A 20185-nucleotide genomic window follows, 5' to 3' on the forward strand; every position below is an offset into this window, starting at 1 on the left:
GTACTCCCAGTGAACGCTCTTCGCGCCATTCTGTTCGACAAAGACGGTACGCTGGTCGATTTCGACCGCACCTGGGGTCCCGCTGCCGGGGCCGTGATGGAGCGTCTCGCACAACGCGATGCCGCCGCCTTGGCGCAACTCCACGCGGTCAGCCATTATCTGCCTGCGCAGCGGCGTTTCCTGCAAACCTCCCCGCTCATCGCGGGTTCCTCGCGCCAATACGGGCCGCTTTGGGCCGAAGTGCTCGGTCGCCCGGCCGATCCCGACTTTTTCCAGGAGATGGATCGCCTTTTCACGGAAGAGGGACGGCGTTTCCTGACCCCGATCGGCTCGCCAGCCAGCACCATCGCCCGGCTGCATCGCACCGGCCTGCCGCTCGGCATCGCGACCAACGACGCCGAGGCCAATGCGCGCCTCCAGATCGAACTTCTCGGCATCGGAGGATTCATGAGTGCGGTCTATGGCTATGATTCCGGTCATGGCCCCAAGCCGGCGCCAGGCATGGTCGAAGCGTTCTGCGAACTGACAGGCGTCCCTCCCCATGAGGTCGCGCTGGTCGGCGATACCCGCCACGACCTCGATACCGCGCGCGCCGCTGGCGCGAGGGCGATTCTGGTGCGCTGCGGACCCGGACCGGTCGACGACTTCGCCGGGGAGGCCGATCTCGTGGTCGACGATGTCGAGGCCCTGGTGGACCTCATTTTTTCCGACGCGCGGGAGATGGCGTCGTGATTCGCCGGCGACTCTATATCGAGGAGCGGGTCTCGCGGCTGGCGGTATGGAGCCTGCGCACCGCGATCTTCGCCCTGCCGGTCACGCTCATCGGCCTCGTTCTCTATGCGACCGAAGCGCTGGATTTCCGCAGTGCCCTCTACACCGTTATCGCCGGCATCGCGGTTGCCGCGCTTGCTCTGCTGCTCGCCATGGCCGGCTTCGTGGTCATCTGGAACGAAGGACTGAGAGGCCTGGGGCGGATCCTCGGCGCCGCCGCGCTGGCGCTGATGTTGATAACGCCCATGGCGGCGGTCGCCGCGTTCAGCGTGGGGCTGCCCGTTCTCTACGACATCACCACCGATACCGAAGACCCACCCGCATTCGTCACGCTCGCCATGGCGCGCTCGCGCAGCGCCAATCCCCTGGCCTATCCAGGGGATGTCGTCGCCGAGGAGCAACGCGAGGCATACCCGCAGATCAAGCAGATCGAGTTCGACGATCCGCCCGATGACATTTACGCCGCGCTGATGAAGCTCGTCATCCGCCACAAATGGCTCGTCATCGATGCCGTCCCACCGCGTGGCGGCGTACGGGACGGGCGCATCGAGGCCGTGGCGCGCAGCCTCCCCTTCGGCCTGCGCGACGACATCGTGATCCGGATCCGCCCGATCGCCGACGGAGCCCGTGTCGACATGCGCTCCGTGTCGCGCAACAGCGATCGCGACTTCGGCTCGAATGCGCGGCGCATCGACACGTTGCTCTCTGAGCTGTCGGAAATGCAGGGTCGTCGGCGACGCTGATCGCTCAGGACCGGACGAAGACCCCCTCCAGTGCCACGGGTCCTTCCGTCAGCACATCGCCGCGAGCGACGAGATCCTCGATATGAGCGAGCGTCGATAGTCCTGCAGCACCGGCAAGTCGCGGATCAAGGCCGATATAGATGGCCCGCACCATGTCCGGGATCGTCATTGGCCCACGCGTCAGTGCCCGCAGGATCGCCTGTTCGCGGGACACCCGATGACGAAGATAACGTGCGACAAAGGCCGGCCCCTCGCGCACCGGGCCGCCATGGCCCGGCATGTAGAGGCTTTCCGGCCGCTCACCTAGACGACGCAGCGAGTTCATATAATCGCTCATCGAGCCGTCCGGCGGTGCGACGATCGAGGTCGACCACGCCATCACATGGTCGCCCACAAAAATGACGCCCTCGCCTTCCAGCACGAAGGCCATATGGTTCGCCGTGTGTCCGGGTGTGGGGAGAGCGGACAGGGTCCAGCCCGCGCCCTCGACCCGCGCTCCGTCGGAAAGCGCCACATCGGGAAAGAACCCGCGATCAGCCGCCGCATCGAGCGCATTGGTCTCCCCTTCATGCAGGGGGCGGGCGGCGCGATGAGGACCCTCGGCATAGGTCGGCGCGCCGGTCGCAAGGCGCAGGGCCTCCAGCGCGCCGCTGTGGTCGCGATGGGTGTGGGTCAGGAAGATATGCGTCACCCGTTCGCCCCGCACCGCGCCCAGCAGCGCGGCGACATGGGAGGCATCGTCGGGGCCCGGATCGATGATCGCTACGTCGCCTTCCCCGACGATGTAGCTGCAGCTGCCGGTGAAGGTGAAAGGGCCGGGGTTGGGCGCCAGGACCCGGCGGATCCCCGGCGCGACGGTTTCGACAACCCCCGCAACCGCCTCGAAACGCCGATCGAACGGAATATCCTCGGCCATGGACGCATCTCCCGCACCGGTTTCGCCGCTTCTCGACTAGCGCAAGGAACGTGGCAGGTCGAGACAGCAGCCACTGTCCAATTGCATGCGACCCACGTCACGATTATGCAGCAGGGTTGACTGTGCAAGGAGGGCGCTCGATGGACAATCTTCTGGATGGCTACCGGCGGTTCCGCAGCGAGGCGTGGCCGGAGCGCAAAGCCCTGTTCGAAAAGCTCGCCGCTCGTGGCCAGCGACCACAGACCCTTGTCATTGCGTGTTCCGACAGCCGCGTCGATCCGACCATGATCTTCGACGCGGGCCCAGGTGAGCTCTTCGTCGTGCGCAACGTGGCCAATCTTGTGCCACCCTATTCGCCACCCGACCACGCCCATCACGGCACCAGCGCGGCGATCGAGTTCGCGGTGAGGGTTCTGGAAGTGAAACAGATTGTCGTCCTCGGCCACGCCTTGTGCGGCGGCGCCGGCGCGCTGATCGACGGCGCACCCGCCGCCGCGAAGGACTTTCTGGCCGACTGGATCAACATCGGAGCCCCCGCGCGCGATATCGCCCTCAATCTGAGCGAGGACCCGAACGAGCGCCGCAAGATCGTCGAATACCAGTGCGTCAAGCTCTCGCTCCGCAACCTCCAGACCTTTCCCTGGATCAAGGAAAGACTGGAAGACGGGCGGCTTGTGCTTGAAGGCGCTTACTTCGCTGTCGCTACCGGCGTCTTGGAGCGCTTGCGGGCCGACGGGACCTTTGGCGCGGCCTGAGGGGGCTCTGCCGTTTCCGGAACAGCTGCCACCTGAGCTGCCGGAGCCGGCGTCTTCACCGGCTTCTTCGGTGCAGCTTCGGCCGCGACAGGCTTAACTTTGGATTTTTTGGCGACCGTCGGCTTTTTTGCCGGCGCCTTCGGCTGCGCCGCGACCTCGCCTGCGGAAGCCGCGGCATCCTCGGTCGCGATGAACTGCACAGCCATGTGCCAGTGATGCTCGTCACGCCCGTGCGGCCGACCTTCCTCGACCCACAGGAGATAGGCTCGTTCACGGATGCGGTTCTGCAGCTCGTCCATGGCGTCATCCCCGGGAATGGCCGCGTCGGCGGCCGGTCGAATCACTCAGCTCTCAAATCATACTCGCGGATTTAACCGCCGGCCCAACTCTCCCTTGTGACCAATCAGCCCTTGGGAGAACCGCGCTGCAACGGCGATTTCGTCATTAGACGCAGGAACCCGCTGTCCTGGGAAGCGTTGTTTGCGAAAGCCTCAGACGCGTTTGGGGCAACGTTCCGGCCAAATATAAAGCCCCAGGGAGGAAATCGTCATGGGACTGCTGACAAAGGACATCAAGTCACTCGACGATCTTCTCCGTCAGGGACTTGGCGAACTGCACTACAGCGAACGACGGGTAGCGCGGGCGGCGCCTGCGCTCCGCGGCAAGGCCTCCGACGCGCTGTTGAGGCGGGAACTGGACGGTTGCCTGCAGGCGTCGAGTGAGAATATCGCGCGCCTTGTGGAAGCGTTCCGGTGTATCGATACAGCTCCCAATCATGTGGAATGCCCCGCGATAGACGGTATCTTCATCAGCGCCGAAGAACTGAATGACGAGATCGACGACTATCATGTCCTCGATACGGCCATCGCCGCCGCCATGCAGGCTGTCGAGAACTATACTATCGCGCGATACGTCACGATCATCGGCTGGATGCGCCAACTGGGTCATATCGAGGGCGCGCGGCTGATGCAGAAGTCTCTGGCCCAGCACAAGCGCGCGGCCGATGCCATGTATTTGCTCGCGGAACGTCGGCTGAATGCGCAGGCCGGGCGGGTAACGCTTGTGCCGATGATGCCGTTGGCAAGCTGACATCACGCTCGACACACCGCGACAAGCAGTGGAAGCTCTCGATCAAGGGTAAGGGTGTCCGTCGCAACATCCTTGCCGGAACGATCCGTATAGCCCGGATCCAATGACCGCGTCAGATGGACCTCTGGCGCCAAATCCCCAGGCGGCACGCGGGTCGGCACGACAATGGCGAGCCCATCCCGATCGCCCCTCAACTCAAAACCGAACCAGCGCCAAGGCGACGATTCCATCTCCAGCGGCCGATAAGTGGCCCGCGAAAAGCACCCGAGTTCGTGGCGCAAGCGCAGGAGATGACGCATCAAGGTGACTTTCTCGACGTCCTCCCTTGGCCCTTCTCCCGAAAGCGCCGCGACCCGCCGACCGAAATCGACGGGCCGACGATTGTCGGGATCGACCAGCGAGAAGTCGCGGAACTCAGTACCCTGATAGATATCCGGCACGCCCGGCAAGGTAAGGTGCAGCGTCGCCTGTGCCAGACTGAAGATTCGAGCAGTGGGTGCAAGGCGGCAGACCAGCCGCTGCAGGACCTGCCGATAGTCCTCTCCCTCCGAACCTTCGACCAGCTTGCCGGCGAAGGCCTCAACGGCGGATTCGTAGGGATGATCGGGCGTTTCCCAGTTGCTGTTGCGCTTCGCCTCACGCAGCGCCTTGCGAAGATAGCCGGCCACGCGGGATTGGGAGATCGGCCACGTCGCGTAAAGCGTCTGATGGATCATCCGTTCGTCCAGAATGTCCGGTCCGCCGCGTCCCTCGCCGGCAGCGCGCAATGGTTCGCACAAGGGCTCGACCTCCCTCAGAAACTCGATCCATAGGTCGGGGCTCAGGGAGAGGACATTAAGCCGGGCGCGGGTTTCCGGACCGCGTTTGGTGTCATGGGTCGCGAGCGAGATCAGGTCACGCGTCCCCGCACGCGCCCGCGCCTCGAACAGGCGGTGCACCTCCTCCCGCGTTCGGGAGGGATGGTCGAGATTGCCACCAACCTCGTTGACCGACAGCAGGATTGGCGTGCGGTAGAGCTCCGTGTCCTCATAGCCTTTGGCCATTACCGGTCCGGTGATCTGCTGAGACCTTCGGCGGAACACGCGGTCGGTTTCGACCTCGGGCGCTTCGAGCCGGTCCAGCAGCAGCCGCGCCGCCGCGAGCGTCAACGGATCCTCGGAGGCCTCCACGGCCGTACGGATATCCGTCCATACGGCCATGTCAGCCGCACCAAAGCCATGCTCGGTGGCATAGCTGCGATAGACCGGACAGTGCACGACGAGCGCGATGACGCCCCGGCGCAATGCCGCGTCGGTCACATCCCCTCGCGCCATGTCGGCGGCAAGTCCTTCGCGCGCGAGGCGCACCAACAGGTCAAGCTCGGCGGCAAGGCTGGTCTCGATGATCTGCCGTTTGGCCGCGATGACACGCTCGCCAGTTGTTCCCGAGAGCAGGTTTCGCGCCCGCAGCTCGGCCTCCATCGCGGCATAGCCGGCCTTGTCGACGAACAATCCGTTGATGTCGTTCAGCCGCTCATAGCCCGTCGTTCCCTCGACGGGCCAGAGAGGCAGAACCTCGCCATGTTCCAGTATCTTCTCCACGAAGATCGGGATATCCGGGCCGACTGCCGCGCGCAGGCGCTCCAGGTAGCCCGCCGGATCCACGAGGCCATCGACATGATCGATCCGCAGCCCATGGACCTGTCCGCGCCGCACCAGCGAGAGTGGCAGCTGGTGCACGATCTCGAATATGTCGGGGTCTTCCACCCTCACGCCGACAAGGTCGGTGATGTTGAAAAAGCGGCGATAGTTCAGCTCGTCGGCGGCGGTCCGCCACCAGGCGAGGCGCCAGTGCTGGCTCTCCAGCAGCGCCGACATGTCGGCCCCTGCCAGTTCCTCCTCCACGGCCTGCCGTGCGCTCACTCCGGCCTCGTGAAGCGCGCTGCGCGCCGCAGCAATGGCGGGGCGCCCCACATTGCCGGATGCCAGTGCCGCCCACACGCTGGCCGCAGGCTCAAGCGAAGGCTCGGCACGCGCGGCGCGCGCCAGCAGCTGCGCGACGGAAGCGGGCTCAAGTGGAAAGGCATGGTCGGCATAGGCAACGATCAGCCGCCCCGCCTCCCAGTCCGCGCGAAGAGAGAGCTGGCCGGCCGCGAGCACCGTTTCAAGGGGATCGCCCAGCACCGGCAACAACAGCTTGCCCGTTTCCCAGTAGATGTCGAACATCGCGGCCGCGGGAGCGTGGTGCCCGAATTCCAGCGTTTCCATCCAGTAGGGATTGTGACTGGACGCCGCCATGTGGTTCGGCACGATATCAAGGATCAGGCCCATTCCATGGGCCGAGAGCGCCTCGCAAAGCGCCTCGAAACCCGTCTCGCCTCCCAGCTCTGGACTGATGCGGTTCGGGTCGACGACATCATAGCCGTGCATGGAGCCCGGGACCGCCGCGCTGACGGGAGAGGCGTAGACATGACTCACGCCGAGCGCCGCCAGATAGGGCACGATCTCTGCCGCGGCAGCGAAAGGGAAGTCATGATGGAACTGAAGACGATAGGTGGCGATGAGCGCGGGCGCCGTCATGCGGGCAGGCTCCACACCGCCGCCGAGAACGGGCCAAGCGCCAGTCGTCCGTCAGGTTCATGGATGACATCACCCACGCTGGCGGCGACCGGCATGCCGGGCAGACCCGTAGGTGCGTCCATCACCACACGCTCGGTACCGGGGTTGAGCCCCATGACCAGCGAGCCGGCCCCAAAGCGCCAGCCGAGCCGAAGGGCCGTCTCCTCCCGCGCCTGATCGGCACCGAGATAGTCGCTCGCCGTGAGCGGCCACACGAGACGCCGGCGCAATTCCACCAGTCGATGGAATTCATCGAGAGCGGCCCGCGCCTCCCGGCTCGTGAAATCGGCGGGTCTCAGCTTCGCGGAAAGGAAGGTCGCCTCATCCAATGGATCGGGAAAGCGCGAGGCGTCGTGCTCCTCGAAGAAGGCAGGAAATTCGGCCCGCCGCCCATTACGGACGGCGTCAGCAAGGTCCCCTTCAAAATCGCAGAAGAACGGGAAAGCGGTCGGCAGCATGGCCTCCTCGCCCATGAACAACAACGGGACGGCCGGCGAGAGCATCAGCACGAAACGCAGGAATGCCAGCCGCTTCGGCTCGACGCTCCCGGCCAGCCGGTCGCCGAGGGGCCTGTTTCCGATATGGTCATGGTTCTGGATGAAGCTGACAAAGGCATCCGGCGGCAAGTCGCGCGACAGCTCCCCGCGCGGCGCGCCGTCCGCGTCCGGATAGGGTTCGCCCTGAAAGACAAAACCCTCCGCCAGTGCGCGCCCGGCGCCCCCCACCGGATCATCCGCATAGGGTTGGTAGTAGCCACGGGTTTCGCCGGTGGCGAGCACATGGAAGACATGGTGCCAATCGTCGTTCCATTGCGCGTCGTAGAGCCCATCGCCGCGGGTCATCCAGCCCGCCACGTTGTCATGGTTCTCGAGAACCAGATAAGCCTCGGGCTTCACATTCCGACAGCCTGCGGCAAGCTCGCGCAGAAAGGGCTCGACCCCCTGCGTGGTGAGGGCATGAACAGCGTCGAAGCGCAGCCCGTCAAAACCGATCTCGCCAAGCCAATACTGCGCGTTCTCGACGAAAAAGCCCCGCACCAGCGGATTCTCAAGATCGACAGCCGGCCCCCAGGGGGTGCGGACATCTCCATGGAAGAAAGGGCTTGCGTAGAGCGGCAGGAAATTCCCGCTGGGTCCGAAATGATTGTAGACGACGTCCAGCATCACCGCGAGGCCGCGCTCATGGGCGGCCTCAATGAGCGCGTGAAGGTCCTGTGGCGTGCCATAGCTGCGATCGGGCGCGAAAAGCAGCACGCCGTCATACCCCCAATTCCACCTGCCGGGAAAATCGGCGAGCGGCATCAGCTCGATCACGGTAAAGCCGGCGTCGCGATAGTGATCCAGCCGTTCGATCAGGGCCCGGAACGTGCCCTCCGGCGTCGCGGCCCCCACATGGAGCTCCGCGATCACCGCCTCATGCCAGGGACGGGCCTGAAACGGCGCCGCGGCGGGAGGCACCGCCGGCACCAGGCTCCAGCCCTCGGTATCGTCTCGCTGGCCACGCGAGGCCGGATCGGGCAGATCCCGCCCTTCGATCCGGAACAGATAGGCGGTGCCGGGTCCCGCTCCCGCGACATCGATTTCATGAAAGCCCTCGCCCGACCGGCGCATCAGCTGCGGCGCGGCACCCTCGACGAGCAGTTCCACCGAATCCGCATCGGGCGCCCACAGCCGAAAGCGCGTTCCACCGGCAATGGCGATCGGCCCGAAGCGGGTCGTGACGACAGAAGGGATAGGGTCCGGGCCCACGTTCATTCGCGCCACTCCCATACAACCAAAGTGCGCCCCGGCATGGTGAACACCTCTCCGGGCGCCGTGCGCATGCCTTCCAGATCATTGCCCGTGGCAAGGATCGCCTCCCAGCCGCCCGACTGGGTGGGTGGGGCGACGAAGTCCACGTCGACATGGGAGGCATTGAGCATGATGAGCAGCGAATTCTCCCCCGGCAGAGGTGGCGAGAGCCGCACAGTGAGGCACTTGCTGTGCGGATTGGCCCAGTCGTCCTCGCTCATGCGTTGGCCGCTATTGGAGAACCAGGCGACGTCCGGCTGGCCAAGCTCGTTGCGCGCACCGGTCAGGAACTCGGGGCGCGACAGCGAAGAGTTGCGCTTGCGCAGCTCCGCGAGGCGGGAGACGAACACCGTCAACTCGGGATCCTCGTCCGACCAGTCGATCCAGCCGATCTCGTCGTCCTGGCAATAGGCGTTGTTGTTGCCGCCCTGAGAGTTGGAGCGCTCATCGCCGCCAAGCAGCATCGGCACGCCCTGGCTCAGGAAAAGCGTGGCCAGCAGATTGCGCTTCTGGCGTTGGCGCAGTGCCAGAATCTCGGGATCGTCGGTCTCACCCTCGACGCCGCAATTCCAGCTTCGATTGTCGTCGTGACCGTCGCGATTATCCTCGCCGTTCGCCTCATTGTGCTTGTCGTTGTAGGAGACGAGATCGTGCAGCGTGAACCCGTCATGGGCCGTGATGAAGTTCACGCTCGACCAGGGGCGGCGCCGTCCTTCGGAAAAAATGTCGGCCGAGGCCGCGAACCGGGTGGCGAAGCTCGGCAACAGCCCTTCCGAGCCGCACCAGAACTGGCGGACGACATCGCGATAATCACCGTTCCACTCCGAGAAACCCGGCGGAAAGGCGCCAAGCTGATAGCCGCCCGGCCCGACATCCCATGGTTCGGCGATCAGCTTGAGGTCGCCGAGGACAGGGTCCTGAAGGATCGCGTTGAAGAAGGCGTGGCCGGCATCAAATCCGTCCGGGCGCCGGCCCAGCGTGACGGCGAGGTCGAAACGGAATCCGTCGATGCCATAGAGCTGCGACCACATGCGCAGCGAGTCCATGATCATCTGAAGCACGCGCGGATGGTCGGTGTTGATCGCGTTGCCGCAGCCGGTCAGGTCGTCATAGTAGCGCCTGTCACCGGGCAGCAGCCGGTAGTAGGACGCATTGTCGATGCCGCGAAAGGACAGTGAGGGGCCCAGATGGTTGCCCTCGCAGGTGTGGTTGTAGACCACGTCGAGAATCACCTCGATGCCGGCCTGATGCAGCCGGTCGACCGCCACGCCGATTGATTCGAGCCCGTCATCGCCGAGAAAGCTGGGCTCGGGCGCGAAGAAGCTGAGGGTGTTGTAGCCCCAGTAGTTGCTGAGCCCGCGATCGACGAGGTGCCGGTCCTGCGCAAAGGCATGAACCGGCATCAGCTCGAGCGCGGTTACGCCGAGTCGAACCAGCTGGTCGACGAATTCAGGTTGGCCCAGGGCCGTGAAGGTGCCCCGGATCGAATCCGGAATGAAGGGATGGCGCATGGTCAGCCCGCGCACATGCCCCTCATAGATCACGGTCTTCGGCCAGAAGACGCGCGGATGCGACGTCGCCACCAGCGGAGCGCCCGTTACCACGCGCGCCTTGGGCATGAAGGCGGCGCTGTCGCGCTCGTCCATGCGCAAGTCCGAATCGGCGCTGCCGTCTATCGTGTAGCCGTAGAGCGCGTCGTCCCAGGTGATCCCGCCAACGAGTGCGCGCGCGTAGGGGTCGAGCAGAAGCTTGTTGAAATTGAACCGGTGGCCCTCTTCCGGCGCCCAGGGGCCGGCAACGCGCCATCCATAGACCTGGCCGCGCCCGATGCCGGGCAAATGGCAATGCCAGACGCCGTTGGTGCATTCATGCAGATCGATTCGCTCGAGCTCGGTCTCTCCGGTGCGATCGAACAGGCAAAGCGTGACTCCAACCGCATTGTCCGAAAAAAGAGCGAAATTCGTGCCGGTACGGTCGACCGTCACGCCGAGAGGAAATGCGTACCCCGGATTTACGCGTCTCATGAATGCCATCGTCCCCATCAGCCCCTGTCCGACGAGAACATACTGCGCGCCAAGCCGTTCCCGCAGCGCAGCACGATTTTTGATCGATGGCCATAACGGGCAGCACGCCCGGGCGCGGGGCGTTGGCGCGGGGCGACGGCGAATCCGACGGTTCTTTGCAACCACGGCCGCCTCCCCCGGAGGGGAGGCTTGCGGTGGTATTGGTCTGAAATATCTCGGGAAATAGTGGTCGGAGTGGCAGGATTTGAACCTGCGACCCCCTCGTCCCGAACGAGGTGCGCTACCAGGCTGCGCTACACTCCGCCGCGGCGCGAGCCTCTAGCATGCGAATGAGGGCACCCGCAAGGGTGCTGGCGTCGGTTCCGGTGGATCATGTGTGTAAGGAGAGACAATCGACCCCTCCAGCACGGTTGAAAGCGGCGCGCTCCTGTGGCTATGTCCGCGCCGATACGGGCCTGCTCGCCCGTTGGGGCGTCGCCAAGTGGTAAGGCAGGGGATTTTGATTCCCCCATGCGGAGGTTCGAATCCTCCCGCCCCAGCCAATTCCTGTAAGACGCTGACATTATTGAGATAATTTCGCCGACACACCCACGGGCATGCCCGCCCGCGAGGTTTTTGCGCGCCCATTTCGGGACGACGCAATCGACTAGGCGCGACGCAACAGTCCGCTAAGCATCTGACATAAAATACTTTTTCCATGCCCTCGACATGGTCGACACCCTCGAGGGCAGGCTTCGGCAAATTGTCCTGATGCGGATTCAGCTCCACCTGCCAATTTTTCTTGGCGAGGATGAGCGGCACCGGAACCCTCGCCGGGGCGGGACCTTTTGTGAAGTGCACCGCTCGTAGAGCAAGCCGGAGCCCGCAACCTGTCAGCCGGACAAACCCATGGCACGGGTGCAATGACCGAGCTTCAAGATGAAACGGCGCCGAAGAGGACCTCGGCTTTGCCGAAAGCCCGCAGGGGCGCACTCCAGTCGCACGGACTCCGATAGAAGCTCGGTGCTGTGAAATTCCATGGAAGCGGACCTGTCTGTGGCCCAAAAAAGTGGCTGAGCATCGCTCTGCGCCTCTGGCATCCCCGCCCATGCGGCTCAAGATCCGCCTTGTCATAACGCGAGCGGTCCTTCGATTAAGGCGGACCAAGCATGTCAGCGCGCCTGGCCCGCGCACCAGAAATCCAGACACCAGCAAGGAGATCCTTGCAAAACATAGGCTTGTTGAGAAAAAAGCAGAGACACCTCCCGTCCCAACCAGCACGCGTGCTAGATAATCCACGCTCCCCCTTCAAGACTTGCGGTCGGTCCGTGCGCATCCACATCGTCAATCCGAACACCACCGCCTCGATGACCGACAAGATCGCCGCTGCCGCGCGCGTGGTCGCCGGGCCGGATACCGACATCCTGGCGGCGACCTCGGCGATGGGGCCTGCATCCATCGAAGGTTTCTATGACGATGCGCTGGCGCTGCCGGGCCTGCTTGCCGCGATCACCGAGGCGGAATCCGCGGGCGTCGACGCTCATATCATTGCCTGCTTCGATGACACCGGCCTGGACGCCGCCCGTGCGCTGGCGGGGGCACCCGTGATAGGCATCGGCGAAGCCGGTTTCCACATGGCCAGCCTGATCTCCCACCGTTTCGCAGTCGTCACCACGCTGGCGCGCTCGATTCCGGTCATCGAGGCGAATCTGCAGCGCTACGGGCTCGATCGACGCTGCTGTGCCGTACGCGCGTCCGACGTCGCCGTCCTGGAGCTTGAGGATCCGCTCTCCGATGCGCGGGCGCGCATTTCGGCGGAGATTGGTCGCGCCGTGCGCGAAGATCGGGCGGAGGCCGTCGTCCTCGGCTGCGCGGGCATGGCTGACCTCGCCAGAGCACTCGGCGAGGAGCATGGCGTTCCGGTCGTCGACGGCGTGGCCTGTGCGGTAACGCTGGCGGAAGGGCTGGCGCGGACCGGTCTGACGACCTCGAAGGCGGGCGCCTACGCACCGCCGCGGTCAAAGCCCTATCTCGGCCGCCTGGCGGATTTCGCGCCGCGCGAAACCTAGCTCAGCTTCTTCAGCATAATGATGATCTGCTCGCGCTCTTCAGGGGAAAGCGGTTCGAGAGTGGCGGCGCTGATTGCCTTCGCCGCCTCGATCGCCTGATCGGCTGTCGTCATGCCGCTGTCGGTCAAACCGATGGCGCGGCGGCGGCGATCCAGGGGATCATCGGCGGTCATCACAAAACCTCGGCCGATAAGACGATCGACCACGCCCTTGATGGTCGCGGCATCCAGGTACACGAGGCGTCCGAGCCGGTTTTGAGAGCAAGGACCGACCTCCCGCAGTTTGGCAAGCGTGGCGAACTGGGGTGGGGTCAGTCCCGCGACCATCCGGGACATGAACAAGGCTGTATGGCGCTGATTGACGATACGCATGAGAAAACCCACCTGGTCATCCAAGCGGTACAATTCAACCGCGTCATCGTCGGCATTGGCTGCCTTCGCGCGGTCCTCCGCCGTCATCAATCTCTCCAGGCTGTTTTTGGACAGGCTAGATTCTGAGCAAGCCGGCTCCAGAACCCATTGCAATGGCATTCGTAAATTGTTTTCAATCAGATGAAAAGGCTGAGCTCTGATTACTGCGCTGTCTTAGGTCCCCAATCTCCCCATTCCAACGCATTTCACCCTGCTCGATAACGTAAGAACGATTACACAGCGCTTCGCACACGGCGTAATTCTGTTCTGAAATAAGGATCGACAACCCACTGGCCTTGAGCGCGCGCAGCGCATGAATCATTTGTTCCACAATGATGGGCGCGACTCCTTCGGAAGGCTCATCAAGTATTAGAAGTTGTGGATTAGACACTAGGGCGCGCGCCATCGACAGCATCTGCTGCTCGCCGCCGGACATCGCCGAACCCCGCCGGTCCTGCATCCGGGCGAGATTTGGGAACAGTTCGAACAGGGTTTCCCGGCTCCACACCGGCGCGTCCCGAGCCTCTGCGCTGGATCGGGCTGCGATATCGAGATTTTCGGCGACCGTGAGGTCGGTGAAGATCCGCCTGTCCTCGGGGACGTAGCCGATGCCAAGCCGGGCGATCCGATAGGTGGGCAACGACGAAATGTCCCTGCCTTCGAACAGGAGGCGCCGCGCGCTCCGGCGAACCAGGCCCATCACGGCTTTCATCGTGGTCGATTTGCCGGCGCCGTTCGGTCCGACCAGCGCTACCGCTTCGCCCTTCCGAACCTCGAGCGAAAGTTCGAACAGGATCTGGGCATCGCCATACCAAGCATTCAGGCCATCGACTTCCAGAACCGGCACACTCATGACCGCTCGCCCGTCACCGACCCGGTTCCCAGATAAAGGGCGCGAACCTGGGGATCGGAACGTACCGCCTCGACGCTGCCATCCGCGATGATCTGCCCGCGTGCGAGCACCACGACCCGGTCGGCATGACCAAACACGACATCCATGGAATGCTCGGTGAACAGAACCGCGAGGCCGCGCGATCGGGTGAGACGTTTCACGAGATCGATCAGGGCGAGGCGCTCGGCCGCTGCCATGCCAGCCGTCGGCTCGTCCATGAGCAGGAGCTTGGGATTTCCAGCCATCGCCATGGCGAGTTCCAGCCGTTTCACGTCACCATAGGCGAGTTCTCCTGCCGGTCTGTGCGCGTGCTGCGCCATGCCCGTCTGCTCAAGCAACACAAGCGCGTCCTCGCGCTCCATGCCGGCGGCGGCGCGCCACATGCCGAACACGGCGCGGCGCGCGGCGAGGAGCGCGGTCTGGACATTTTCCAACACCGTCATCGAATCGAAGACGGCCGCGATCTGGAAGGTCCGGCCGACACCGAGGCGGGCCATGCGGCGGGGAGGCAGCCCCGTCACGTCGCGCCCGGCAAGACAAACACTGCCGCGATCGGGCCGCAGCTGGCCGTTGACAATGTTGAAGCACGTCGACTTGCCGGCGCCGTTGGGGCCGATGAGCGCCAACAGTTCGCCCGCGCCGATGCTGAAGCTTGCGCCCTCGAGCGCCCGCACTCCGCCATAGGATTTGGTCAGTCCCTTAACCTCAAGCACGTTCACCACGCCCGCTCCGCCCATCTCCGGATCCGACGCAGGCCGCCAGCGATGCCGCCGGGCGCGACGAGGACAGTGGCAAGGATCAGCACACCGAGCAGCGCACGCCAGTAGTCGGTCTCGCGCATCACATTGTCCTGCAGCAATGTCAGTGTCGCCGCGCCCAGTATCGGCCCGACCAGGCTCTCCAGTCCGCCGAGCAGCACCATCACCAACCCGTCGATGGACCTGCCCACCGAGACCGCTTCCGGCGAGATCGATCCCTTGGCGAAGGTGAACAGGCCACCCGCGGCGCCGCACATCGTTCCGGCGATCGCGAAGGCCAGCCAACGCACCCGCGTCACCGGAATGCCCAACGCCTCCGCGCGCAGGCTCGAATCGCGAGTCGCGCGCAGGGCGAGACCGAAGGGGGAAAAGACCAGCCGCCGCAGCACAAAGAGCAGACACGCGACAAGCCCCAGCCCCGCGAGGTACAGCCCCCCGCGACTGTCCAGAGGCCAGTCCGGCCATACGCCGAAAATACCGTTCGAGCCGCCGGTTACATCCTCCCACTGGAACGCGACCGACCAGACGATCTGGGCGAAGGCGAGCGTGAGCATGGCAAGATAAACGCCGTTGAGCCGCACGCAGAACCAACCAAACAGCACTGCGCCGCATCCGGCGACGACGATACCGGCCAGAAGAGCGAGAGGCGTCGGTGCACCGAGCACGGTCGCCGCCAGCGCCGTCCCGTAGGCGCCGAGGCCGAAATAGGCCGCATGGCCGAACGAATCCATGCCACCCGGGCCCATGATGAAATGCAGCGAGGCGGCGAACAGCACCGCGATCAGCATGTCGAGGGCCACCACCGGCGCATAGGGAAAGGTCGCGTCGAGCAAGGGCAACGCCGACAGGAGGGCGAGCCCGGCAAGGACCCCTGTGCGGGCGATGCGCCCGAAGGGAAGCAGGGGCGGCTCAGCGGCCCCGCGGTGCGCGACGACGACCTGAAGGCGCCCGAACAGTCCGTGCGGGCGCACCACCAGCACCACCGCCATGACCAGGAACTCGGCGACCAGCGTCAGTTTCGACAGGTTGAAGGCCAGCCCGCCGATCTCGACCATGCCGAGCGCGATGCACAACGCCTTCACCTGCGCCACCAGAACTGCGGCGACATAGGCGCCGCGGATCGAACCCATGCCGCCGATCACGACGACAACGAACGCATCGCCAAGAACCGACAGGTCGATGGCCAGGTTGGCCGGCTCGCGTGCCATCTGCAGCGCGCCGCCGAGGCCCGCAATGCCCGCTCCAAGCGCGAAGACCGCAGTAAACAGCAGCGCCTCGTTAATGCCGAGCGCGGCCACCATTTCGCGATCCTGGGTTGCTGCCCGGATCAGCCGTCCAAAGCGGCTGCGCACGAGCAGCAGGTGCAGCCCCACGAGCACGGCCGGCCCCGCGACGGCAAGGAAGATGTCGTAGCGCGGCAGGCGCCGGCCGAGCAGTTCCACCGAACCGGACAGGCCCGGCGCGCGCGGCCCGAGAATATCCTCAGGCCCCCAGAGATAGAGTACGGCATCGCTGATCACGAGTAGTAGCGCGAAGGTCGCCAGGAGCTGGTACAGCTCCGGAGCGCCATAGATCCGGCGCAGCAACAGCACTTCAACCCCGGCGCCAAGCACGGCCACGGCCAGTGCTGCGCCGGCCACCGCGCTCCAGTAGCCAAGCTCGGGGCCCAGCACCTGACCAAGCACAGGCGCCAGCGTCACCGCGCCATAAAGGCCCAGCATGTAGAACGAGCCATGGGCCATGTTCACGATGCGGGTGACGCCAAAGATGATCGACAGCCCAGCCGCCACCAGGAAGAGGCCCGACGCGGAGGCAAACCCGTTCACGCACTGGAACAGGAGCGACTGAAGAAGGGAGGTGTCGAACGGCATTCCGGCCTTTCCGCCGCCTGTCGGACCGCGTCAGTTCTGTGCCGGACGCAGCGCCTTCACCTCGGCATCGGAGGGCAGCACGGAAAGGCCATCGACATATTTCGGATCGCTCATGACTCCGCCGCCATCCCTGAGCGCCGTCGTACCGACAAAGGCCCCGATCGTCGCCTGATGATCGCTGGCCCGGTAGGTAAACGGCCCGAACGGCCCCAACACATCCAGCCCTTCGAACGCGTCGACCAGCTTCTCGGTATCGGTGCCGCCGGCTTTCGCGATACCCGCCGCGATCGACTTGATCGTGGTGTAGCCGACAATCGATCCGAGGCGCGGGTAATCCCCATAGGCTTTCCGGTAGGCCTCCAGAAACGTCTTATGCTCGGGAATATCGATATCGTACCAGGGATAGCCGGTCACCACCCAGCCGACCGGCGCCTCACCCTTCAGCGGATCGAGATATTCCGGCTCGCCTGAAAGCAGGCTGACGACGAACACGTTCTCCAGTGCGCGGCGATTATCCGCCTCACGGACGAAGCGCGCGAGGTCGGCGGCGAAGAGCACATTGAAGACGGCGTCCGGCTTTGCATCCGCAAGGGCCTGGACCACCGGCCCGGCATCGAGTTTGCCGAGCGGCGTCGCCTGTTCGGCCACAAATTCCACGTCGGGCTGTGCCTGCTTCAGCAGCGTCTTGAAGGTCTCCGCCGCCGACTGGCCATATTCGTAATTGGGATAGACCAGCGCCCAGCGCTTGCGGTTGGCGGCCACAGCCTCGGGCAGCAGCATCGCGACCTGCATGTAGGTCGATGGGCGCAGGCGGAACGTGTAGCGGTTGCCGTCGGCCCAGGTGATCTTGTCGGTCAGCGGCTCGGCCGCGAGGAAGAAGACCTTGCGCTTGCCAGCATAGCCCGCCACGGCCAGTCCGACATGGGACAGAAAGGTGCCCGCGAGCACGTCGACACGCTCGCGCGTCACCAGTTCCTCCGCCACACGCACCGCATCGCCGGGATTGCCGCCATCATCGCGCGAGATCAGTTCGATCGGCCGCCCGTTGATGCCGCCCGCGGCATTGATCTCCTCGACAGCGAGCTGCATCCCCTTGCGATAGGGATCGAGAAACGCGGGCTGAGCCTTGTAGCTGTTCAGCTCGCCAATCCGGATCGGCTCTGCAGCTCTGGCTGCATGGGGGACGCCGATGGCGGCCAATATCAACATGGCCCCCGCGGCCACCGCACGCAGAGGGTAAGGACGGCGCATCTCTAATCCCCGATTGGTTGCCTTCGACCTCGTCAACGTATCGCGCTCGGACCGCCCGTCCACCCCGGAACAAACGTTAGGGAAAGAAATCAGGGTCCGACCTCAATCTCGGGTTTGGCGACATTTGGCGCGCCACGCGAGGCGATAAGAGCGCCACCCACGATCAGCGCGGCGCCGATCAGCGTGCTTGGTGCCGGCACCTCGCCGAAAATGATGAACCCGATGGCGCCGGCCCATACGAAGGCCGTGTACTCCAGCACCCCGAGCCGGCTGGCATCGGCCCGGCCATACGCCCATGTCATGCACAAATGCCCGCCCGTACCGAGCAGGCCAATGGCGGCGAACAGCATCAGTTCCAAACCACCCGGCGTGGTCCAGTGCGCGAGGCCCGCCGGGGCGAGCAGCAGCCCGGCGAAGCCGTTCTGAAGAAGCACGATGGTGGGTAGCGGGTCACGGGCCGCTCGACTTTTCAGCGTGACCATGGCCGCGGCATAGGTGACGGCGGCCACCAGCGCGGCAGCAACGCCAAAGACGTCACCACGCGCCTCGCCACGGCCAAGCTCGTCGGAAAGCACCACGAGCACCCCCACAAAGCCAAGCACAAGAGCGATGTAAATCGACTTCCCAGGTCGCTCGCCGAGCACAACCGCCGCAAGCATGGCGATGAAGATCGGGGAGGTGAAGGACAGCGCCAGGGCCGTGGCCAGCGGCAGAACGGACAGCGAATAGAAGAAGGAAAGGGCGGTGACGGCGACGATCACCGAACGCCACGCATGCGGGCGCAGCGTCGCCCAGTTTGGCCATGCCGTCCCCGAAGCCCGGAAAACGGCAAAGGCGAACACGGCACCGAACGCATAGCGTAGCGCCGCGACCTGCGTGGTCGCGTGCTCGACGGAGACATACTTGATCAGCCCGTCCATCAAGGACAGCAGGCCGATGCCCGCCACCGCGATAAGGGCCGGGGCGACAGAGGAACGTGACATGGGATCAGTTCTCGAGGGAAGCGACGGGCGAAGCTGCGGTGCTCAGCGCGAGGCAGTAGGGATACTCCCACGTCGCCGAAAGATCGCGGAGTTCTCGGGCACCCGCGGAGCGCTCGAAGCCGCAGCTCTCATAGAAACGATGGGCATCGACGAAGCGCGTGTCAGTCCACAGATGCACCTGTGGCGCCCCGCGCTGCTCTGCAAGCGCCAGTGCCCGGGTGAAAAGAGCGCGCGCGACGCCACGGCGGCGAACCGCGCGCGCCACGTAAACCTTGGTGATCTCCATGGCGCCAGGCGGCCTGCCCGCATCCCGGCTCGGTGCGATCGCGAGCGATCCCACAACCGCGCCGTCCAGCTCGGCCACCCAGATCGCGCCGTTGCGGGCCGCGAAATGACTGGCGATGGCGTCGAGCTCGGGAAACTCGGCCGCGCGGTCGAAGATGCAGCCCTCATATTCGGCGAAAGCCAGAGCCATCAGCTCGGCGATGGCATCGCCATCGGCATCGGCATCAGCCGCCGGCCGGATAACAAGGTCGACCACAATTCACACTCTGCCTGATCAGGCACGATCCCGACGACGTTCGCGTCAATATTCGACGTTCTGACGCGCCCGGACTATGTTCGGCTGGCCATCTCGCGTAAAGCTCAATCATTATGTTTGCGTCCGAATCTCATTCGTGAGGGCGTATGCCCAGCCCTCGAATGTCCGTCCGGTATCCTTTCGTCCCGGAGTGCTCGATGAATCCTTGCCACCGCTTCCTGCGTTTTGCCGTGATCGCCGCGGCAGCTTCCCTTGTTGCCGCCTGCGCCTCCTCGTCGGCGCCGCCGCCCGTCGCCGCACCGGCAGCGCCGCAGTTCACTTCGCCGATCACGGCGCAGCAGGTCGTGGGCAAATGGGGCCTTGCCGCCTATCATCGCCCCGAGGATGCAAGCCGCACCGAGGCGCAGGCGCGCCAGGGCTGTCGCCAGCCTTATGTCATCAGTGCAGGCCCCTCTGGTGGCTTCATGATGTATCTCGCCGACCAGTCGCAGCCGTCGGAGGTGGTGTCGAAGCAGATCCTGCCCGGCCCGACCTATATCGGCCTGCCGGACGAGCCCCCGGGCGCCGAGACCGACCGTGAGGTCGTGCGCTTCGACGGGCAGGTGATGGTTCTGAAATGGGTCGACCCGGAAGTGGCCGGCCGCTACGGCACCATGGTTTATGTCCGCTGCCCCTGAGGCAGCGGAGGGAAACACGACGGTAATAGCTAACCCTTCATTAACCATGGCCGCAGAAACTGTGGTTAT

At 64.7% G+C, this 20185-nt stretch carries 18 protein-coding genes and 2 tRNA genes; 7 read left to right on the top strand and 13 right to left on the bottom strand.

Annotated elements, in window-relative coordinates; all coding sequences use genetic code 11:
• The first annotated feature begins 9 nt into the window (after positions 1-9).
• Together G3A50_RS08595 and G3A50_RS08600 are read left to right on the top strand one after the other, a co-directional pair.
• Positions 10-732, top strand: coding sequence for an HAD family hydrolase (locus G3A50_RS08595; protein WP_163074848.1), 723 nt, complete (start codon positions 10-12; stop codon positions 730-732).
• Positions 729-1514: a DUF1499 domain-containing protein gene (locus G3A50_RS08600; RefSeq protein ID WP_163074849.1), complete on the top strand. Its 786-nt coding sequence runs from the start codon at positions 729-731 to the stop codon at positions 1512-1514. The genes G3A50_RS08595 and G3A50_RS08600 overlap by 4 nt, the downstream gene beginning before the upstream one ends.
• A 4-nt stretch (positions 1515-1518) precedes the next feature.
• Here the strand turns inward: G3A50_RS08600 and G3A50_RS08605 are convergent, their stop codons facing one another.
• The gene (locus tag G3A50_RS08605; protein ID WP_163074850.1) at positions 1519-2430 is read right to left on the bottom strand and encodes an MBL fold metallo-hydrolase; all 912 of its coding nucleotides are present in this window, start codon (positions 2428-2430) and stop codon (positions 1519-1521) included.
• Positions 2431-2570: 140 nt separating this feature from the next.
• Between G3A50_RS08605 and G3A50_RS08610 the strand changes: the two genes are divergently transcribed.
• The gene (locus tag G3A50_RS08610; RefSeq protein WP_163074851.1) at positions 2571-3185 is read left to right on the top strand and encodes a carbonic anhydrase; all 615 of its coding nucleotides are present in this window, start codon (positions 2571-2573) and stop codon (positions 3183-3185) included.
• On the opposite strand, the gene G3A50_RS08615 is transcribed toward G3A50_RS08610, so the two are convergent.
• On the bottom strand, positions 3119-3484 hold the full coding sequence (locus G3A50_RS08615) for a DUF2934 domain-containing protein (RefSeq protein WP_163074852.1): 366 nt from the start codon (positions 3482-3484) through the stop codon (positions 3119-3121). The two genes, G3A50_RS08610 and G3A50_RS08615, sit on opposite strands and share 67 nt — an antisense overlap.
• A gap of 250 nt (positions 3485-3734) precedes the next feature.
• Here G3A50_RS08615 and G3A50_RS08620 point away from each other — a divergent pair, with 250 nt between their 5' ends.
• A complete protein-coding gene (locus G3A50_RS08620; RefSeq protein ID WP_163074853.1) occupies positions 3735-4274 on the top strand; it encodes a YciE/YciF ferroxidase family protein in 540 nt (179 codons plus the stop codon).
• Between the two features lie 2 nt (positions 4275-4276).
• Here G3A50_RS08620 and treY read toward each other — a convergent pair whose 3' ends face one another.
• From treY to G3A50_RS08640, 4 genes are all read right to left on the bottom strand, one after another.
• Complete coding sequence (treY, locus tag G3A50_RS08625) at positions 4277-6832, bottom strand: malto-oligosyltrehalose synthase (RefSeq protein WP_163074854.1); 2556 nt, start codon at positions 6830-6832, stop codon at positions 4277-4279.
• Positions 6829-8625, bottom strand: a complete 1797-nt coding sequence (treZ, locus tag G3A50_RS08630; RefSeq protein ID WP_163074855.1) for a malto-oligosyltrehalose trehalohydrolase — start codon at positions 8623-8625, stop codon at positions 6829-6831. Before treZ ends, treY begins: the two co-directional genes overlap by 4 nt.
• Complete coding sequence (gene glgX, locus G3A50_RS08635) at positions 8622-10685, bottom strand: glycogen debranching protein GlgX (RefSeq protein WP_163074856.1); 2064 nt, start codon at positions 10683-10685, stop codon at positions 8622-8624. The genes treZ and glgX overlap by 4 nt, the downstream gene beginning before the upstream one ends.
• Before the next feature lie 226 nt (positions 10686-10911).
• Positions 10912-10988, bottom strand: a tRNA-Pro gene (locus tag G3A50_RS08640).
• Between the two features lie 164 nt (positions 10989-11152).
• On the opposite strand from G3A50_RS08640, the gene G3A50_RS08645 reads away from it, so the two are divergent.
• Positions 11153-11227 (top strand) — tRNA-Gln (locus tag G3A50_RS08645).
• 765 nt (positions 11228-11992) lie between these two features.
• Entirely contained in the window at positions 11993-12733 is a 741-nt protein-coding gene (locus G3A50_RS08650) for an aspartate/glutamate racemase family protein (protein ID WP_163074857.1), read from the top strand.
• Here the strand turns inward: G3A50_RS08650 and G3A50_RS08655 are convergent.
• The 7 genes from G3A50_RS08655 to G3A50_RS08685 all read right to left on the bottom strand — a co-directional run bounded on the left by G3A50_RS08655 (position 12730) and on the right by G3A50_RS08685 (position 19439).
• On the bottom strand, positions 12730-13191 hold the full coding sequence (locus G3A50_RS08655; RefSeq protein ID WP_163074858.1) for a MarR family winged helix-turn-helix transcriptional regulator: 462 nt from the start codon (positions 13189-13191) through the stop codon (positions 12730-12732). The two genes, G3A50_RS08650 and G3A50_RS08655, sit on opposite strands and share 4 nt — an antisense overlap.
• Before the next feature lie 85 nt (positions 13192-13276).
• A complete protein-coding gene (locus G3A50_RS08660; protein WP_163074859.1) occupies positions 13277-13996 on the bottom strand; it encodes an ABC transporter ATP-binding protein in 720 nt (239 codons plus the stop codon).
• The gene (locus tag G3A50_RS08665; RefSeq protein WP_163074860.1) at positions 13993-14772 is read right to left on the bottom strand and encodes an ABC transporter ATP-binding protein; all 780 of its coding nucleotides are present in this window, start codon (positions 14770-14772) and stop codon (positions 13993-13995) included. Before G3A50_RS08665 ends, G3A50_RS08660 begins: the two co-directional genes overlap by 4 nt.
• Positions 14751-16664 (bottom strand): ABC transporter permease, encoded by a 1914-nt coding sequence (locus tag G3A50_RS08670; protein WP_163074861.1) that lies wholly within the window; start codon positions 16662-16664, stop codon positions 14751-14753. The genes G3A50_RS08665 and G3A50_RS08670 overlap by 22 nt, the downstream gene beginning before the upstream one ends.
• 30 nt (positions 16665-16694) lie before the next feature.
• Positions 16695-17915, bottom strand: coding sequence for an ABC transporter substrate-binding protein (locus tag G3A50_RS08675; RefSeq protein ID WP_163074862.1), 1221 nt, complete (start codon positions 17913-17915; stop codon positions 16695-16697).
• Between the two features lie 89 nt (positions 17916-18004).
• Positions 18005-18898 carry a DMT family transporter gene (locus G3A50_RS08680; RefSeq protein ID WP_163074863.1) on the bottom strand — a complete coding sequence of 298 codons (894 nt, stop codon included), beginning with the start codon at positions 18896-18898 and terminating at the stop codon, positions 18005-18007.
• Positions 18899-18902: 4 nt separating this feature from the next.
• Positions 18903-19439: a GNAT family N-acetyltransferase gene (locus G3A50_RS08685; protein WP_163074864.1), complete on the bottom strand. Its 537-nt coding sequence runs from the start codon at positions 19437-19439 to the stop codon at positions 18903-18905.
• A 197-nt stretch (positions 19440-19636) separates the two neighbouring features.
• Here G3A50_RS08685 and G3A50_RS08690 point away from each other — a divergent pair, with 197 nt between their 5' ends.
• Positions 19637-20116 carry a hypothetical protein gene (locus tag G3A50_RS08690; RefSeq protein ID WP_163074865.1) on the top strand — a complete coding sequence of 160 codons (480 nt, stop codon included), beginning with the start codon at positions 19637-19639 and terminating at the stop codon, positions 20114-20116.
• Positions 20117-20185 lie beyond the last annotated feature (69 nt).

Origin of the sequence: Ancylobacter pratisalsi (assembly GCF_010669125.1) — a bacterium.
In the GTDB taxonomy this organism is placed as follows: Bacteria; Pseudomonadota; Alphaproteobacteria; order Rhizobiales; family Xanthobacteraceae; genus Ancylobacter; species Ancylobacter pratisalsi.

What these genes read in the sequence shown, in the direction of transcription:
- G3A50_RS08670 (WP_163074861.1), bottom strand. Translation starts at nt 16,664, where the DNA reads ATGCCGTTCGACACCTCCCTTCTTCAGTCGCTCCTGTTCCAGTGCGTG.
- G3A50_RS08620 (WP_163074853.1), top strand. Translation starts at nt 3,735, where the DNA reads ATGGGACTGCTGACAAAGGACATCAAGTCACTCGACGATCTTCTCCGT.
- G3A50_RS08665 (WP_163074860.1), bottom strand. Translation starts at nt 14,772, where the DNA reads ATGGGCGGAGCGGGCGTGGTGAACGTGCTTGAGGTTAAGGGACTGACC.
- G3A50_RS08680 (WP_163074863.1), bottom strand. Translation starts at nt 18,898, where the DNA reads ATGTCACGTTCCTCTGTCGCCCCGGCCCTTATCGCGGTGGCGGGCATC.
- G3A50_RS08690 (WP_163074865.1), top strand. Translation starts at nt 19,637, where the DNA reads ATGAATCCTTGCCACCGCTTCCTGCGTTTTGCCGTGATCGCCGCGGCA.
- treZ (WP_163074855.1), bottom strand. Translation starts at nt 8,625, where the DNA reads ATGAACGTGGGCCCGGACCCTATCCCTTCTGTCGTCACGACCCGCTTC.
- treY (WP_163074854.1), bottom strand. Translation starts at nt 6,832, where the DNA reads ATGACGGCGCCCGCGCTCATCGCCACCTATCGTCTTCAGTTCCATCAT.
- G3A50_RS08605 (WP_163074850.1), bottom strand. Translation starts at nt 2,430, where the DNA reads ATGGCCGAGGATATTCCGTTCGATCGGCGTTTCGAGGCGGTTGCGGGG.
- G3A50_RS08610 (WP_163074851.1), top strand. Translation starts at nt 2,571, where the DNA reads ATGGACAATCTTCTGGATGGCTACCGGCGGTTCCGCAGCGAGGCGTGG.
- G3A50_RS08675 (WP_163074862.1), bottom strand. Translation starts at nt 17,915, where the DNA reads ATGCGCCGTCCTTACCCTCTGCGTGCGGTGGCCGCGGGGGCCATGTTG.
- G3A50_RS08660 (WP_163074859.1), bottom strand. Translation starts at nt 13,996, where the DNA reads ATGAGTGTGCCGGTTCTGGAAGTCGATGGCCTGAATGCTTGGTATGGC.
- glgX (WP_163074856.1), bottom strand. Translation starts at nt 10,685, where the DNA reads ATGAGACGCGTAAATCCGGGGTACGCATTTCCTCTCGGCGTGACGGTC.
- G3A50_RS08655 (WP_163074858.1), bottom strand. Translation starts at nt 13,191, where the DNA reads ATGACGGCGGAGGACCGCGCGAAGGCAGCCAATGCCGACGATGACGCG.
- G3A50_RS08615 (WP_163074852.1), bottom strand. Translation starts at nt 3,484, where the DNA reads ATGGACGAGCTGCAGAACCGCATCCGTGAACGAGCCTATCTCCTGTGG.